Source organism: Streptomyces sp. NPDC015131, from assembly GCF_043079975.1.
Classification (GTDB): domain Bacteria; phylum Actinomycetota; class Actinomycetes; order Streptomycetales; family Streptomycetaceae; genus Streptomyces.
The window spans coordinates 1,072,598-1,086,781 of record NZ_JBIBVB010000002.1 but is presented as its reverse complement, the minus strand read 5'-3'; the positions used below and the strand labels follow the sequence as shown (position 1 = coordinate 1,086,781).

13 protein-coding genes and 1 tRNA gene are annotated in these 14,184 nt (G+C 75.7%); 6 read left to right on the top strand and 8 right to left on the bottom strand.

The annotated features are described in order from the left end of the window. Positions 1-21: 21 nt before the first annotated feature. Positions 22-1,350: a tetratricopeptide repeat protein gene (locus tag ACF08D_RS10510; protein ID WP_392222157.1), complete on the bottom strand. Its 1,329-nt coding sequence runs from the start codon at positions 1,348-1,350 to the stop codon at positions 22-24. Between the two features lie 257 nt (positions 1,351-1,607). On the opposite strand from ACF08D_RS10510, the gene ACF08D_RS10505 reads away from it, so the two are divergent. Further along, positions 1,608-2,060 carry a hypothetical protein gene (locus tag ACF08D_RS10505; protein ID WP_392222156.1) on the top strand — a complete coding sequence of 151 codons (453 nt, stop codon included), beginning with the start codon at positions 1,608-1,610 and terminating at the stop codon, positions 2,058-2,060. Between the two features lie 64 nt (positions 2,061-2,124). Continuing rightward, positions 2,125-2,991 (top strand): spermidine synthase, encoded by an 867-nt coding sequence (locus ACF08D_RS10500; RefSeq protein ID WP_392222155.1) that lies wholly within the window; start codon positions 2,125-2,127, stop codon positions 2,989-2,991. Between the two features lie 27 nt (positions 2,992-3,018). Here the strand turns inward: ACF08D_RS10500 and ACF08D_RS10495 are convergent, their stop codons facing one another. Next, positions 3,019-3,594 carry a hypothetical protein gene (locus ACF08D_RS10495; RefSeq protein WP_392222154.1) on the bottom strand — a complete coding sequence of 192 codons (576 nt, stop codon included), beginning with the start codon at positions 3,592-3,594 and terminating at the stop codon, positions 3,019-3,021. 69 nt (positions 3,595-3,663) lie between these two features. Here ACF08D_RS10495 and ACF08D_RS10490 point away from each other — a divergent pair, with 69 nt between their 5' ends. From ACF08D_RS10490 to ACF08D_RS10480, 3 genes are all read left to right on the top strand, one after another. After that, on the top strand, positions 3,664-4,353 hold the full coding sequence (locus ACF08D_RS10490; RefSeq protein ID WP_392222153.1) for a response regulator transcription factor: 690 nt from the start codon (positions 3,664-3,666) through the stop codon (positions 4,351-4,353). 37 nt (positions 4,354-4,390) lie between these two features. Then, entirely contained in the window at positions 4,391-5,779 is a 1,389-nt protein-coding gene (locus ACF08D_RS10485; RefSeq protein ID WP_392222152.1) for a sensor histidine kinase, read from the top strand. A 171-nt stretch (positions 5,780-5,950) separates the two neighbouring features. Beyond that, positions 5,951-7,465, top strand: a complete 1,515-nt coding sequence (locus tag ACF08D_RS10480; RefSeq protein ID WP_392222151.1) for a cellulose binding domain-containing protein — start codon at positions 5,951-5,953, stop codon at positions 7,463-7,465. A gap of 80 nt (positions 7,466-7,545) precedes the next feature. Here ACF08D_RS10480 and ACF08D_RS10475 read toward each other — a convergent pair whose 3' ends face one another. From ACF08D_RS10475 to ACF08D_RS10465, 3 genes are read right to left on the bottom strand one after another with little or no spacing between them, the layout of a single operon-like run. Next, a complete protein-coding gene (locus tag ACF08D_RS10475) occupies positions 7,546-8,367 on the bottom strand; it encodes a carbohydrate ABC transporter permease (protein WP_392222150.1) in 822 nt (273 codons plus the stop codon). Beyond that, positions 8,364-9,365: a carbohydrate ABC transporter permease gene (locus tag ACF08D_RS10470; protein WP_392222149.1), complete on the bottom strand. Its 1,002-nt coding sequence runs from the start codon at positions 9,363-9,365 to the stop codon at positions 8,364-8,366. Before ACF08D_RS10470 ends, ACF08D_RS10475 begins: the two co-directional genes overlap by 4 nt. 3 nt (positions 9,366-9,368) lie before the next feature. Further along, complete coding sequence (locus ACF08D_RS10465; protein ID WP_392222148.1) at positions 9,369-10,670, bottom strand: ABC transporter substrate-binding protein; 1,302 nt, start codon at positions 10,668-10,670, stop codon at positions 9,369-9,371. 162 nt (positions 10,671-10,832) lie between these two features. Here ACF08D_RS10465 and ACF08D_RS10460 point away from each other — a divergent pair, with 162 nt between their 5' ends. Then, positions 10,833-11,855: a LacI family DNA-binding transcriptional regulator gene (locus tag ACF08D_RS10460; protein ID WP_392222147.1), complete on the top strand. Its 1,023-nt coding sequence runs from the start codon at positions 10,833-10,835 to the stop codon at positions 11,853-11,855. A gap of 72 nt (positions 11,856-11,927) precedes the next feature. Here the strand turns inward: ACF08D_RS10460 and ACF08D_RS10455 are convergent. The 3 genes from ACF08D_RS10455 to ACF08D_RS10445 form a co-directional block, all read right to left on the bottom strand. Continuing rightward, positions 11,928-12,000: transfer RNA gene (locus ACF08D_RS10455), tRNA-His, on the bottom strand. A gap of 95 nt (positions 12,001-12,095) precedes the next feature. Next, complete coding sequence (gene orn / locus ACF08D_RS10450) at positions 12,096-12,695, bottom strand: oligoribonuclease (protein ID WP_392222146.1); 600 nt, start codon at positions 12,693-12,695, stop codon at positions 12,096-12,098. Between the two features lie 97 nt (positions 12,696-12,792). Continuing rightward, positions 12,793-14,025, bottom strand: a complete 1,233-nt coding sequence (locus tag ACF08D_RS10445; RefSeq protein WP_392222145.1) for a helix-turn-helix domain-containing protein — start codon at positions 14,023-14,025, stop codon at positions 12,793-12,795. Between the last annotated feature and the right edge of the window lie 159 nt (positions 14,026-14,184).

Here is a 14,184-nt window from a genome sequence, read left to right as displayed (position 1 = left end):
CGGCCCGCCACGCGTCACCCGTCACGCCGTGACCAGGGCCGTCCTGCGGTCCAGGAAGTCCGCCACCGCCGCCTCGCGCGCGTGGGGGGCGAGCAGGCGCGCGGTGCGGGCGAGCAGGGCGCGGATGCGGCTGGAGTGGACCTCGTCCAGCAGGTCCAGGACCAGCCCGGCGTTGGCCGCCGCCTCGTCGGGGCGGCCCGCGCGGGCCAGGTCGGCCGCCAGGTGGGCGCGGTACAGGGCGAGGTTGCGGGTGAAGTGCGGGTCCTGGAGGAGGGCGGCCCGGCGCGCGTGCCGGGCGGCGCGCGGCCAGTCGCCGAGGGCCGACCAGCACTGGGACTCCAGCGCCTCCAGCTCCGGTTCGCCGAAGAAGGACATCCACTCCGGGTCCGCGTCGCCCGGTCCGTGCCCGAACAGGGTGTGCGCCCGGCCCAGGGCCTCCTCGCACGCCGTGCGGTCGCCCAGGCCGGCCCAGCCGCCCGCCTCACGGAGCGTCAGCAGGGCCAGCAGGCGCGGCGAGGACAGGTGCCGGGCCGCGCGCTGCCCGGCCTGCGCGGCCCGGACCGCCTCCCGGTGCCGGCCGCCGTCCCGGGCCAGGAAGGACGTGTTGGAGAAGGCGTGCGCCTCCAGGGCGGAATCGCCCGCCACGCGCGCGGTGGCGAGGGCCTCGGCGTAGTGCGAGCGGGCGTCCTCCCACCGGCCCGAGTCGTGGGCCAGCCACCCCACCGACAGGGACAGCTCGCCGGCGCCCGCGTGCATCCGGTCGGTCGTCGAACGGCGGGCCGCCGTCCCGGAGTCGAGCAGGGCGTACGCGGTCCGCAGCGGTTCGGTCGCCTGCCGGTACAGCCGGTCCGCGCCGTGCCGGTCGTCGAGCAGGCGGATCCGGCGTACGGCCTCCTCCACGGCGGCCACCTCGGTCTCGCCGAACCTGCCGCCCGCGCGGGGTGTGGGGACGGTGGCGCCGAGACCGAGCGAGACGGCGGCCGCGGTGGCGGTGCCGCCCGTCATGAATGCGCGACGCAGCACGTCGCTCTCCTCATCGTTCCGGATGGTGTGCTGTGGCGCCGGTGCGGCGGCGGCCCGCGCCCCCCGCCCGCGGACCTGCTCCCGGGCGGTGAACCCGAGGTCGGTCAGACAGAGCCCGGGGAACATGTGCAGGAACACCCGCTCGTACGCGTAGTTGGGGCAGCGGATCTCGCCCGACTCCACACGCCCGATGTAGCGGGCGTCGCACGCGACCTGTTCGCCGATCTCCCGGGCGGCGCGGCGGACGGCGGCCGCGAACTCCCCCGGGGAGCGCGACCCGCGCAGGCCGCGGAAGGCGAGGTTGGGAACCGCCCGTGACGTCGCCATGGCCGAGCCCTCTCCCGCGTACCCGTACCGCCGTTGGTTCCGGCGGAGCAAAACGTACCTGCTGTGACGGAATGGCTACCCGCTGTTTGGCTACAAACGGGATAACTCACCCGCGATCCGCCATGAAATGCCATCCTTTGCGGCGGCGAGCCGCCGTAGCCGTTGACGCGCACGGGCGTTGAACCATGCGGAGAGACGCGACGCGTCTGTCCGCACGGGGACTCGAGCGAGGAGGGGAAGCCTTGTTGGAGGTCGGCATGCAGGTGGAATCGCAGCCCGGCGGTACGTCGTCGATCACCGCGCCGCACTGGCCGGCGCCGGAGGCCGGAGCCCCGCCCGGCGTGTGCGAGCCGTGCGACCTGGTCACCGTCCCGGTCCGGCAGGGGCTCGAGGCGGTGGACATCCTCCGCCGGGGCGGCGCCCCGCTGGTGGGGCCGGTGCTCCACGACGGGCCGTGCGACACCCTCGGCTTCCTGGTGCCGCCCGGCACCGCCGCCGGCTGGGACATGCCGGGCAGCGCGTGCACCCGCACCTCCGGGCGCGGTCTGCGCGTCCCGCCGCTGCCCGGCGCACAGCCCGAACCCCCCGTCACCGGCACCGGCTGGCTGCTGCCCCCGGCCGACACCGGCCCGGTCACCGACCCGGTCGTCCTGCGCGAGGCGCTCGGCGAGGCCGCCCGCCTGATCGAGGCCGCCGACAACTGCCGCTGACCCCGCCGCCCGGCGGGGCGCCCGCCCGGCAGGGCGCTCGCCCGGCGGGGCCGATAATGGGCGGATGGCGAGGAACAAGCGGCGCGCACGCGGCCCGGCGGCCGAGGCGGTGACCGAGACCGTGGCCGGCGGGGTCGCCGAGCTGATACCCGACCCGGAGCGGCCCCGGGCCTGGACGCTGCTCATCGACGGGGCGCCCCAGTCCCACGTGGACCTGGACGACCCGGCCCGGCTCTCCTTCGCGTACCAGCGGCGGCTCGGGCACGCGATCGACCTCGCCGCCCCGCCCGGCCGGCCCCTGAAGGCGGTCCACCTCGGCGGCGGCGCCCTCACCCTCGCCCGGTACGTCGCCGCGACCCGGCCCCGCTCCACCCAGCAGGTCGTCGAGGTCGACGCGCCCCTGGTCGAGCTGGTGCGCCGCGCCCTGCCGCTCGACCCGTCCGCCCGGGTCCGGATCCGGGGCGCCGACGCCCGCGCCGGGCTCGGCCGGCTGCCGGACGGCTGGGCCGACCTGGTCGTCGCCGACGTCTTCAGCGGCGCCCGCACCCCCGCGCACCTCACCAGCACGGAGTTCCTCACCGAGGTGCGGCGCGTCCTCGCCCCCGGCGGGCACTACGCCGCCAACCTCGCCGACGGGCCGCCGCTGGCCCATCTGCGCGGCCAGATCGCCACCGCCGCGGCCGTCTTCCCCGAGCTGGCGCTCGCCGCCGACCCGGCCGTGCTGCGGGGCCGCCGCTTCGGCAACGCCGTACTCCTCGCCTCCGCCGTGCCGCTGCCGGTCGCCGAGCTGACCCGCCGGGTGGCGACCGACCCGCACCCCGGGCGGCTGGCGCACGGGCGGGAGCTGGCCGACTTCACCGGAGGGGCGGTCGCCGTCACCGACGCGAGCGCCAAGGACTCGCCCGCGCCGCCCGCCTCCGCGTTCGCCTGACGCGGCGCCCGTCCCCGGGCGCGGGGCTCAGCGCTCGTCGATCTGGACCATCGGCGCGTGGTCGTGCCAGGTGCAGAACACGTCGATCTCCTTGCCGTCCCGGCTGAAGGTGACCCGGATGTACGTCGGCTGCTTCCACACCTGCATCTGCCAGCCCGCCGCCGGGGTCGCCGACACCAGCTCCGCCGACGCCTCCCCGATGTCGAAGGCGACCCGGCCGCCGTCCACCGTGTAGCTCTTCACCTCGCCCCCGCCCACCGGGGGCGTGCCGCCGCCGGACGGCGACGGGCGCTCCGGCTCGGCCGGCGGCCGGCGGCTCGCGGCCGGGGGAGGGGACGAGGGCGTGGGCTTCCGGGAGGGCACGGCGGAAGGCGTCCGGGACGGCTCGGGGCGGTGGGTCGAGGAGGCCCGGGGAGGCGGGCCCGGGGGCTTCGCCGCGGGCCGGTCCGCGGGGCGGTCGGCGGTGATCGGCAGCGCGCGCGGCGGGTCGTACGCCGTCCCCGCCATCACCGTGTGCACGCCCCACCACGACAGCGTGACCGCCGCGCCCGTGGCGAGCGACCACGCCAGGGCATGGACCAGTCCTCTACGCATCCGGGCCATCCTGCACCACCCGCCCCAGAGGTCAACACCGGTCCCCCTCATTCCGCCGCATGGCGTACGGTGCCGCCCATGGCAAGTGTGCTCGTGGTCGAGGACGACCAGTTCGTGCGCTCCGCCCTCATCCGGCACCTGACCGAGGCCTCCCACACCGTACGGAGCGTCGGCACGGCCCTGGAGGCGCTGCGCGAGGTCGCCCACATCCGCTTCGACGTCGTCATCCTGGACCTCGGACTGCCCGACCTGGACGGCTCCGAGGCGCTGAAGATGCTGCGCGGCATCACCGACGTACCCGTGATCATCGCCACCGCGCGGGACGACGAGGCCGAGATCGTCCGGCTCCTCAACGACGGCGCCGACGACTACCTCACCAAGCCGTTCTCCGTGGAGCACCTCTCCGCGCGGATGGCCGCCGTGCTGCGCCGCGCGCGGGCCGCCGCCGGGGAGGCGCCGGCCGGCGGCGTCCTGCGCGTCGGCGGCCTCACCGTCGACCCGCTGCGGCGCCGGGCGGAGCTGGACGGCGCCCGGCTGGACCTGACCCGCCGTGAGTTCGATCTGCTGGCCTTCCTGGCCGCCCGGCCCGGGGTGGTCGTCCCGCGCAAGGAGCTGCTCGCCGAGGTGTGGCAGCAGTCGTACGGCGACGACCAGACCATCGACGTCCACCTGTCGTGGCTGCGCCGCAAGCTGGGCGAGACCGCCGCCAGCCCGCGCTACCTGCACACCCTGCGGGGCGTCGGCGTCAAGCTGGAGCCGCCGCGGTGACCGGCGCGGCCGCGGGCGCGGGGACGGGCGGCCCCCGGTGAGGTGGGCGCTCGTCAAGGTGGCGCTGGCCGTCACGGTGATGGTCGTGGTGGCGTTCGCCGTACCGCTGGGGCTCGTCATCAAGGAGATGGCCCGCGACCGGGCCTTCACCAACGCCGAGCGGCAGGCCGCCGCGATCGGCACCTCCCTGTCCATCACCACCGACCGCGCCCAGCTCGACCGGGCCGTCGCCTCCACCCAGGCCGGGGCCGCCGGGCGGCTCGCCGTGCACGTCCCGGCCCCGCCCGGAGAGGGCGGCCGGGCCATGGAGATCGGCCGGGGCCGGGCCACCGGCGAGGACCTCGACACCGTACGGCGCGTCCCGCGCGCCTCGACCACCGAGGTGCCCGGCGGCTACGCGCTGCTCCAGCCGACCGCCATCAGCACCGGCCAGATCGCCATCGTCGAGGTGTACGTCCCCGAGGACGAGGTCACCAACGGCCTCACCACCGCCTGGCTGGTCCTCGCCGGGGTGGGCCTCGCCCTGGTCGTCGGGTCCGTCGCGGTCGCCGACCGGCTCGGCCTGCGCATGGTGCAGCCCGCCCGGCGGCTCGCCCGCGCCGCCCACGACCTCGGCGAGGGCCACCTCGGCGCCCGCGTCCCCGAGGACGGGCCGGCGGAGCTGAAGTCCGCCGCCGTCGCCTTCAACTCCATGGCCGACCAGGTCGTCCAGCTCCTCGCCAACGAGCGCGAACTGGCCGCCGACCTCTCCCACCGGCTGCGCACCCCGCTGACCGTGCTGCGCCTCAACGCCGCCTCGCTCGGAGAGGGCCCGGCCGCCGAGCAGACCCGGGCGGCCGTGGAGCAGCTGGAGCGGGAGGTCGACACCATCATCCGCACGGCTCGTGAGGCCAAGCCGCAGACCCGGGCGGCCGGCCCGGGCGCCGGGTGCGACGCCTCCGAAGTCGTACGGGAGCGCATGGAGTTCTGGTCGGCGCTCGCCGAGGACGAGGGCCGCAAGGTGCGGCTCGCCGGGGTGGACCGGCCCGTCCGCATCCCGGTCGCCCGCCCGGAACTGGTCGCCGCGCTGGACGCGCTGCTCGGCAACGTCTTCCGCCACACCCCGGAGGGCACCGCCTTCTCGGTGGACGTCCACAACGGCGAGGACGCGGTCATCGTGCTGGTCTCGGACGCGGGGCCCGGCATCGCCGACCCGGACGCCGCCCTGGCGCGCGGCAACAGCGGGGCGCGGGACGGCTCGACGGGGCTGGGGCTGGACATCGTGCGGCGGGTCGCCGAGTCGACCGGCGGCGACGTCCGCATCGGCCACTCCGTCCTCGGCGGTACGGAGGTACGCGTCTGGATCGGCCTGGGCGGGCGCGGCGGCGCGGCCCGGGGGCGGCGGCGCGGCCGCGGGGTGAGCCGGCGGCGCCGGGCGGCGGCCTGAGGCGGCGCCCGTCGGCGGCCGGCCCCGGACGGCCCGACATTAACCGCCGCCCATGCCTTCCTTAAGCGGAACCTAAGATCCCCAACGCCCGCCCCGTAGCGGACTTTTGTCCGGTTCGGGCCCGCTAGCGTGCTGCCGCACCCCACCCCCCACCACAGCGAGGCAGGCACGATGGGCACCACCGAGGGCACGGCCGGCCGGGCCGCACACCGGCGCACCGCGAGCGGCAGGAACAAGGCGATCGGCGCCGTCCTCGCGGCGGCGCTGGCCGGCGGCGCGGCCGTCGCGCTCACCGGCACCGCCCAGGCGGCCGGCGCGGCCGCCGCGTACACCCGGACCAGCTCCTGGGACGGCGGGTACACCGGCCAGTACGTCGTCACCAATGACACCGACCGCGCCCGCACGGGCTGGACGCTGGAGTTCGACCTGCCCGCCGGCACCCGGATCGGCTCCCTGTGGAACGGCGAACACACCGTCGACGGGCGGCACGTCACCGTGCGGCCCACCGCCTGGAACGCCCGGCTCGCCCCCGGCGCCTCCGTGACGGTCGGCTTCGTGACCAGCGCGGCCGGGGCCGCGGGCGACCCGGCCGGGTGCCTGATCGACGGGGCGGCCTGCTCCGCCGCGCCCGGCGCCACCCCGAGCCCCTCCGGGCGGCCCACCGACCGCCCGGAGCCCACGCCCACGCCGACCGCCACGCGGCCGACGGGCGGGCCCACCGGCACCCCCGCCCCCACCGGCACTCCGGCGCCCACCGGCACCCCCGCCCCCACCACTCCGGCACCCGGGTCCGCCGGCGCGAGGTTCGCCCCCTACGTCGACACCTCGCTCCACCCCGCGTACGACCTGCTCGACACCGCCACCCGGACCGGGGTGAAGGAGTTCACCCTCGCCTTCATCACCTCCGGCGGCTCCTGCGCCCCGCTCTGGGGCGGCATCACCGGCCTCACCGACGACAAGGTGGCCGCCCAGATCGGCGCCCTGCGCGCCCGGGGCGGCGACGTCCGGGTCTCCTTCGGCGGCGCCGCCGGCCACGAACTGGCGCTCAACTGCCCCACCGCCGACGCCCTCGCCGCCGCGTACGGCACGGTGATCGACCAGTACGGGCTCACCAAGGCCGACTTCGACATCGAGGGCGCGGCGCTCCCCGACACCGCCGCCAACACCCGCCGCGCCCAGGCCATCGCCCGGCTCCAGAAGACCCACCCCGGCCTGGACGTCTCCTTCACCCTGCCCGTGATGCCCGAGGGGCTGACCCAGCCGGGCGTCGACCTCCTCGCGGACGCCCGGAAGAACGGCGTACGGATCGGCGCCGTCAACATCATGGCCATGGACTACGGCCCCGCCTACAGCGGCGACATGGGGCAGTACGCCGTCCAGGCCGCGACCGCCACCCAGGCGCAGCTCAAGGGCGTGCTCGGACTCTCGGACGCGGCGGCCTGGAAGACCGTGGCCGTCACCCCGATGATCGGCGTCAACGACGTCACCACGGAAATCTTCACCGTCGACGACGCCACCGAACTGGTCGCCTTCGCGCGGTCCAAGGGCCTCGGCCGGCTGTCGATGTGGTCCGCCACGCGCGACAAGCAGTGCCCGGGCGGCGCGGCCGGCCACGCCGACGCCACCTGCAGTTCGATCCTCCAGCAGCCGCTGGCCTTCACCAAGGCGTTCGCCGCCTACCGGTAGCCACCCCCGCGCCACCCCCCGAGCGCTCCGGCCGGGTCCCACCCCCCCACCCGGCCGGAGCGCACCCCCTCGCGCACCGCTCAGCCCTTCACGGCGCCCTGCATGATCCCGCCGACGATCTGCCGGCCGAACACCACGAACACCAGCAGCAGCGGCAGCGTCCCCAACAGCGCGCCCGCCATGATGACCGCCTGGTCGGGAACGTAACCGCGGCCCAGACCGGTCAGCGCCACCTGCACCGTGGGGTTGTCCTGGGTGAGGGCGATCACCGGCCAGAAGAAGTCGTTCCAGGACATGACGAACGTCAGCATCGCCAGCACCGCCATCGCCGGGCGGGCGACCGGGAACACCACGTGCCACACCACCCGCAGGGCGCCCGCCCCGTCCACCCGGGCCGCCTCGACCAGCTCCGACGGCAGCGCCCGCACCAGGTACTGGCGCATGAAGAACACCCCGAAGCCGCTGACCAGCGCCGGCAGCACCACCGCCTGGAGCCGGTCCGTCCACGACAGCTCCGCCACCAGCATGAACAGCGGCACCACGCTCAGCTGCGGCGGCACCATCATCGTGCCGACCACCACCAGCAGCAGCGCGCCCCGGAAACGGAAGCGGAGCTTGGCGAAGGCGAACCCGGCGAGCGTGGAGAACAGCACGGTGCCCGCCGCGACCGTGCCCGCCACGAACGCCGTGTTGAGCAGCGCCAGGCCCATGTTGGCGTCCGTCCAGGCGACCGCCAGGTTCTCCGGCAGCCGGTCGCCGAACCACAGCGGCGGCGGGGTGCGCGCCAGCCGGCCGCCGGTCCCGGACGCCGCGACCGCCGTCCACACCAGCGGGAACAGCGACACCGCGGTGAGCAGCCCCAGCGCTCCGTACGCCGCCCCTCCCGCCGCACGCCCGGTCATCGCGCCCTCCTCCGCCTCGCACGTCCCCGGTGGGTGTCGGCCAGCGCCACCAGCGCCCCGAGCAGCAGCAGGAGCAGGAACATCGCCCAGGCGATCGCCGAGGCGCGCCCCAGGTGGAGGTTGACCCACCCCTGCTCGTACAGATAGAGCCCCAGCGTCTGGAACTGGTGCTCCGAGCCGCCGGTGGCGCCCGCGCTGCCGTTGAACAGCAGCGGCTCGCCGAACAGCTGGGTGGCGCCGATCGCCGACACCACACAGGTGAAGAGGATCGTCGGGCGCAGCGCCGGCACGGTGACATGGACGAACTGCCGCCACCGCGAGGCGCCGTCCAGCGCCGCCGACTCGTACAGCTCCCCGGGCACGGCCTGGAGGGCGGCGAGGTAGATGAGGGCGTTGTAGCCGGTCCAGCGCCACACGACGATGGCGGACACCGCGATCCGGGAGGCCCAGCTGCCGTTCTGCCAGTCGACCGGGCCCGCACCCGCCAGCCCCAGCGCCCAGTTGACGAAGCCGTGGTCCCGGCCGAAGAGCAGCGCGAAGACCAGCGTGGCGGCGGCGACGGAGGTGGCGTACGGGGTGAGGGCGACGACCCGGAAGAAGGTCGAGCCGCGCAGCCGGTGGTGCAGCAGATGCGCGATGGCCAGGGCCGTCAGCAGCTGCGGGACGGTGGAGAGGACGCCGATGACGGCCGTGTTGCGCAGGGCGTTCCAGAAGAACGGGTCGGCCAGCAGCCGGGAGTAGTTCCGCAGCCCCACCCACTCCATGTCGGCGGGCGCGGTCAGCTCCACGCGGTGCAGCGACGCCCAGCCGGTGTAGAGGAGCGGGACGAGCCCGAAGGCGGCGAACAGGACGAAGAACGGCGCCACATACGCGTACGGGACCCACCGTCCGCGCCGCCGGGCCCGCCGCGGGCGGCCGGTCTCCGGGCGGGCGGCGGACGGCGGCCCGGGCGGGGGAGCGGGCGCGCCGGGCGGGGTGAGCGTGGTGCCGGTGGTCATGGCTCACACGTCCAGCGCGTTGTCGATGGTCCGGACCGCCGCCGCCCAGCCGTCCTCGGGCCGCCGCCCCTTCTGGTCGACCTGGAGCATCCCGATGTCGGCCAGGTTCTGCGCGATGAGCAGGTCCTTCGGGCCGAGGACCGTCACCGGTACGCCCCGGGCGGCCCGGCTGTAGATGCGGCCGATCGGCGCGTCGCCGAAGTAGGGGTGCCGGGCGCCGGCGACCGCCGGGAGCGTGTGGGCGGCGGACGCGCTGGGGAAGCTGCCGCGCCGCTGGAACAGCTTCGCCTGCTGCGCGGGTGCCGTCAGCCAGGCCGCCAGCCGGGCCGCCGCCTCCGGGTGCCTCCCGGACCTCGGTACGACGAGGAAGGAGCCGCCCCAGTTCGCGGGCCGGGGCGCGGCGGCCACGTCCCAGCGGTCGGCCGCCGCCGGGCCCGCCTTGTCCTCGATGTGGCCGAGCATCCAGGCGGGGCAGGCGACGGTGGCGAACGTGCCGCGCGCGAACGCCTGGTCCCACGCTGGGGTGAACTGCTGGAGCCGGGCGGTCAGCCCCTCGGTGGCGAAGGACGCGGCGAGGTCCCAGGCGGCCCGGACGGCCGGGTTGGTCTTATAGACGACGGTGCCGTCCTCGTCGTAGAACCGCCGCGCGCTGCTGCCGGTGACGGCCGACAGGACGCCGGAGGCGGAGTCCGTGAACGCCGTGCCCGCCGGGGCCCGGTCCCGGTAGCGCCGGCCGGCCGCCAGGTACGCCCGCCAGTCGCCCGCCCACAGCCGGCCCACCGCGTCCCGGCCGGTGGGCAGCCCGGCCCGCGCGAACAGGTCCTTGCGGTAGCAGACGGCCTGCGGCCCGATGTCGGTGCCCAGGCCGACGGTGCGGCCGTCGCGGGTGGTGCCCTGGGCCCACTTCCACGGCAGGAAGTCCGCCCGCCGCACCCCCGGCGCCCGGCCCAGGTCCACCAGCCGGTCCGCCTGGGTGGCGGTCACCTCGGCGATGTTGATGGCCTCGACCGCCTGGACGTCCGCGAGGCCGCTGTCACTGACGAGGTGGGTGAGGAGCTGCGGGTAGTAGTTCTCGTTGCGCTGGATGGACGTCTGCCGGACGACGACGTCCGGATGCAGCCGCATGTACGCGTCGTACAGCCCGGCCTCCGCGTACCCGAACGTCCCGAACAGGCCCACCGTCAGCACGGTCCGGCCGGCCGGGTCGCCGCCCCCGGCGCAGCCGGCCACCGGCAGGGTCCCGAGGAGCGCGGCGGTGGCGAGCGCCAGCGCCCGCGCCCGTAAGCGGCGGATGTGTACGCGCATGCCCCGATTCTGTACGCCGGCGGGCGCGCGCCGCGCCGGGCCACGCCGTCCCCCGGCGCCCCGCTCCACCCCGGCACCCTCGCCGGGGGCGGCGGCCACCCTCTACGGTGTGTCCCTGCCCCGCTGCCCGTGGGGCGCGGCGGTGCGAGGAGGGCGACGGCGGTGAGCGGACGGCGGACCGGCAGGCCCACGCTGGAGGAGGTCGCGGCCCTGGCGGGGGTGGGGCGCGGCACGGTGTCCCGGGTGATCAACGGCTCGCCCCGGGTCAGCGACCGGGCCAGGGAGGCGGTCGGCCGGGCGGTCGACGAGCTGGGCTACGTCCCCGACCGCGCCGCCCGCGCGCTGGCCGGCGCGCGCACCGGTGCGGTGGCGCTGGTGATCCCGGAGCCCGAGGCGCGGCTGTTCGCCGAGCCGTACTTCCTCGACATCGTCCGGGGCGTGGGCGCCGAACTGGGCGACGCCGACGTGCAGTTGCTGCTGACGCTGATCCGCGACGGCAGGGAGCGGCAGCGGTTCGAGCAGTACCTGTCCGCCCAGCGCGTGGACGGCGTACTGCTGGTGTCCGTGCGCGCCGACGACCCGCTGCCCGATCTCGTACGGGAACGGGGGCTGCCCGCCGTGCTGGGCGGGCGCCGCTCGGCCCGCGAGCCGGTGCCCCACGTGGACTCCGACAACGTGGGCGCGGGCCGGTCGGCGGTGGAGCACCTCACCGGCCGCGGCCGGCGCCGGATCGCGACCATCACCGGGCCGCTGGACCTCTACGCGGCGCGCTGCCGCCTCGACGGCTACCGGCAGGGCGTCGAGGCGGCCGGGCTGCCCGCCGACGAACGGCTGGTCGCCGTCGCGGACTTCACCGAGGCGGGCGGGCGCCGCGCGATGCGCGAGCTGCTGGACCGCCGCCCCGACCTGGACGCGGTGTTCGCCGCCTCCGACGTGATGGCGGCGGGCGCGCGGGGCGTCCTGCGCGAGGCGGGCCGCCGGGTCCCCGAGGACGTGGCGCTGGTCGGCGTCGACGACTCCGCGATCGCCCGCCTGATGGACCCGCCGCTGACGAGTGTGCGCCAGCCGATCGAGGAGATGGGCCGCCGGACCGCCCGCGTCCTGCTCCAGCAGATCGCCGGCACGGCCCCGGAACCGCACCGGGTGGTGCTCCCCACCCGCCTGATCCCGCGCGCGTCGACATGAGGCGGGGTGCGGGGCGTACGCCAAACGATCGAGGGCCGGCCCGTTCGCACGGGCCGGCCCTCGATCCTTCAGGGTGAGTAACGGGACTCGAACCCGCGACATCCTGGACCACAACCAGGTGCTCTACCAGCTGAGCTATACCCACCACGACCGGTCTTCTTCCCGACCGGCCGAGAAAAAGTGTACAGGGTCCGAGAGGGTGCTCGCTCCCGCCTTTCGGCGGGGCGGGGGAGCGGGGGGTCAGTCGGGCAGGACGTGGCGCGCGGCGATGCGCCTGGCGGTGTCGGAGTCCGGGCCGGGCTGCGGGACGAAGACCGCCTCGCGGTAGTAGCGCAGCTCCGCGATCGACTCGCGGATGTCGGCGAGCGCCCGGTGGTTGCCGGCCTTCTCCGGACTGTTGAAGTACGCCCTCGGGTACCAGCGGCGGGCCAGCTCCTTGACCGAGGAGACATCGACGATCCGGTAGTGGAGGTACTCCTCCAGTGTCGGCATGTCCCGCAGCAGGAAGCCGCGGTCGGTGGAGACCGAGTTCCCGCACAGGGGCGCCTTGCCCGGCTCCTTGACGTGTTCGCGTACATACGCGAGCACCTGCTCCTCGGCGTCGGCCAGGGTGGTGCCGTTCGCCAGCTCGTCGAGCAGGCCGGATGCGGTGTGCATCTGGCGCACCACGTCGGGCATGGTCTCCAGGGCCGCGTCCGGCGGGCGGACCACGATGTCCACGCCCTGCCCGAGTACGTTCAGTTCCGAGTCGGTGACCAGCGCGGCCACCTCGATGAGTGCGTCGTCCGTCAGCGAGAGCCCGGTCATCTCGCAGTCGATCCACACCATGCGATCGTTCATGCGTCCTACCTTAGAGGGGCGGCCGCCGAGGGGGGCGCGCCGTCGCGCGCCCCCGGCGACCGCCCCTGTGAGCCGGTACGCGGGTGCCGCACCGCCCCTAGGGGGCGCTGCGCTGTCCCGGGAGGGCCGCCCGGCCGCCGCTGAAGGCGTCCGCGTGCTGCCTGCCGTGCTCGGGCGGCGCGGCGGCCGTCGCCGTGGGGCCCGCCGCCGAGGAGGCGGCCGCGGCCCGGCGTGCGCCCGGCAGCTGCGCCGGGACCACGGAATCCATCAGGGCCGGCGGGCCGGACACCGGGCCCGGGGGCCCCGCCGTGTCGCCCTGGGGGCGCCGGGCCCGGTAGGCGGCCCGGTACGCCGCGGGCGACGAGCCGAGCTGGCGGCGGAAGTGCCCGCGCAGCGCCACCGGCGAGCGGAAGCCGCAGCGCCCGGCGACCTCGTCCACCGAGTAGTCGGACGTCTCCAGCAGCCGCTGGGCCTGGAGCACCCGCTGGGTGATCAGCCACTGGAGCGGGGCGGACCCGGTCAGCGAGCGGAACCGGCGGTCGAAGGTCCGCCTGCTCATGTACGCCCTGGCCGCCAGCGTCTCCACGTCGAACTGCTCGTGGAGGTGCTCCAGCGCCCAGGCGACCACCTCGGCGAGCGGGTCGGCGCCGATCTCCTCCGGCAGCGAGCGGTCGAGGTAGCGCTCCTGGCCACCGCTGCGCCGGGGCGGCACCACGAGCCGGCGGGCGAGCGCCCCGGCCGCCTCGGTGCCGTGGTCGGTGCGCACGATGTGCAGGCAGAGGTCGATCCCGGCCGCCGTGCCCGCGGAGGTGAGCACGTCGCCGTCGTCGACGAACAGCTCCCGCGGGTCCACGTGGACCGACGGGTAGCGCTTGGCGAGCGTCGGCGCGTACATCCAGTGCGTGGTGGCGGGCCGCCCGTCCAGTAACCCGGCGGCGGCCAGCACGAACGCGCCGGTGCACAGCCCGACGATGCGGGCGCCCTCCTCGTGCGCCCGGCGCAGCGCGTCGAGCGCCTCGGCCGGTGGCGGCGAGGTGATCGACCGCCAGGCCGGCACGACGACGGTGCCGGCCCTGCTGATGGCCTCCAGGCCGTACGGCGCCGTCAGTTCGAGCCCGCCGGTGGTCCGCAGCGGTCCGTCCTCGCCCGCGCAGACGAGCAGCCTGTAGCGCGGAACTCCGGCGTCCTGGCGGTCAATCCCGAACACCGAGAGTGGGATGGAGCTCTCGAAGATGGGGCCGCCGCTGAACAGCAGTACTGCGACGACCTCGCGGCGGCGCCGTCCGGACAGTTTGCGTCCGGTCTCCGGTGCGGCGGAGTCCTGGCTCATGACGCTAAGCCCCCCTCGGTGTTCGCGTCTCCTAGGTCCTGTCGCTCCTGCACGTTTCCCCTCGGTTTTGCACGAGTCCCCAGTCTTCGGTAGTCATGATCGAATCTACTGCGTCCCGTGGCGCCGGAGTGACAAGTTCCGGATCCGGCACTATGTCGA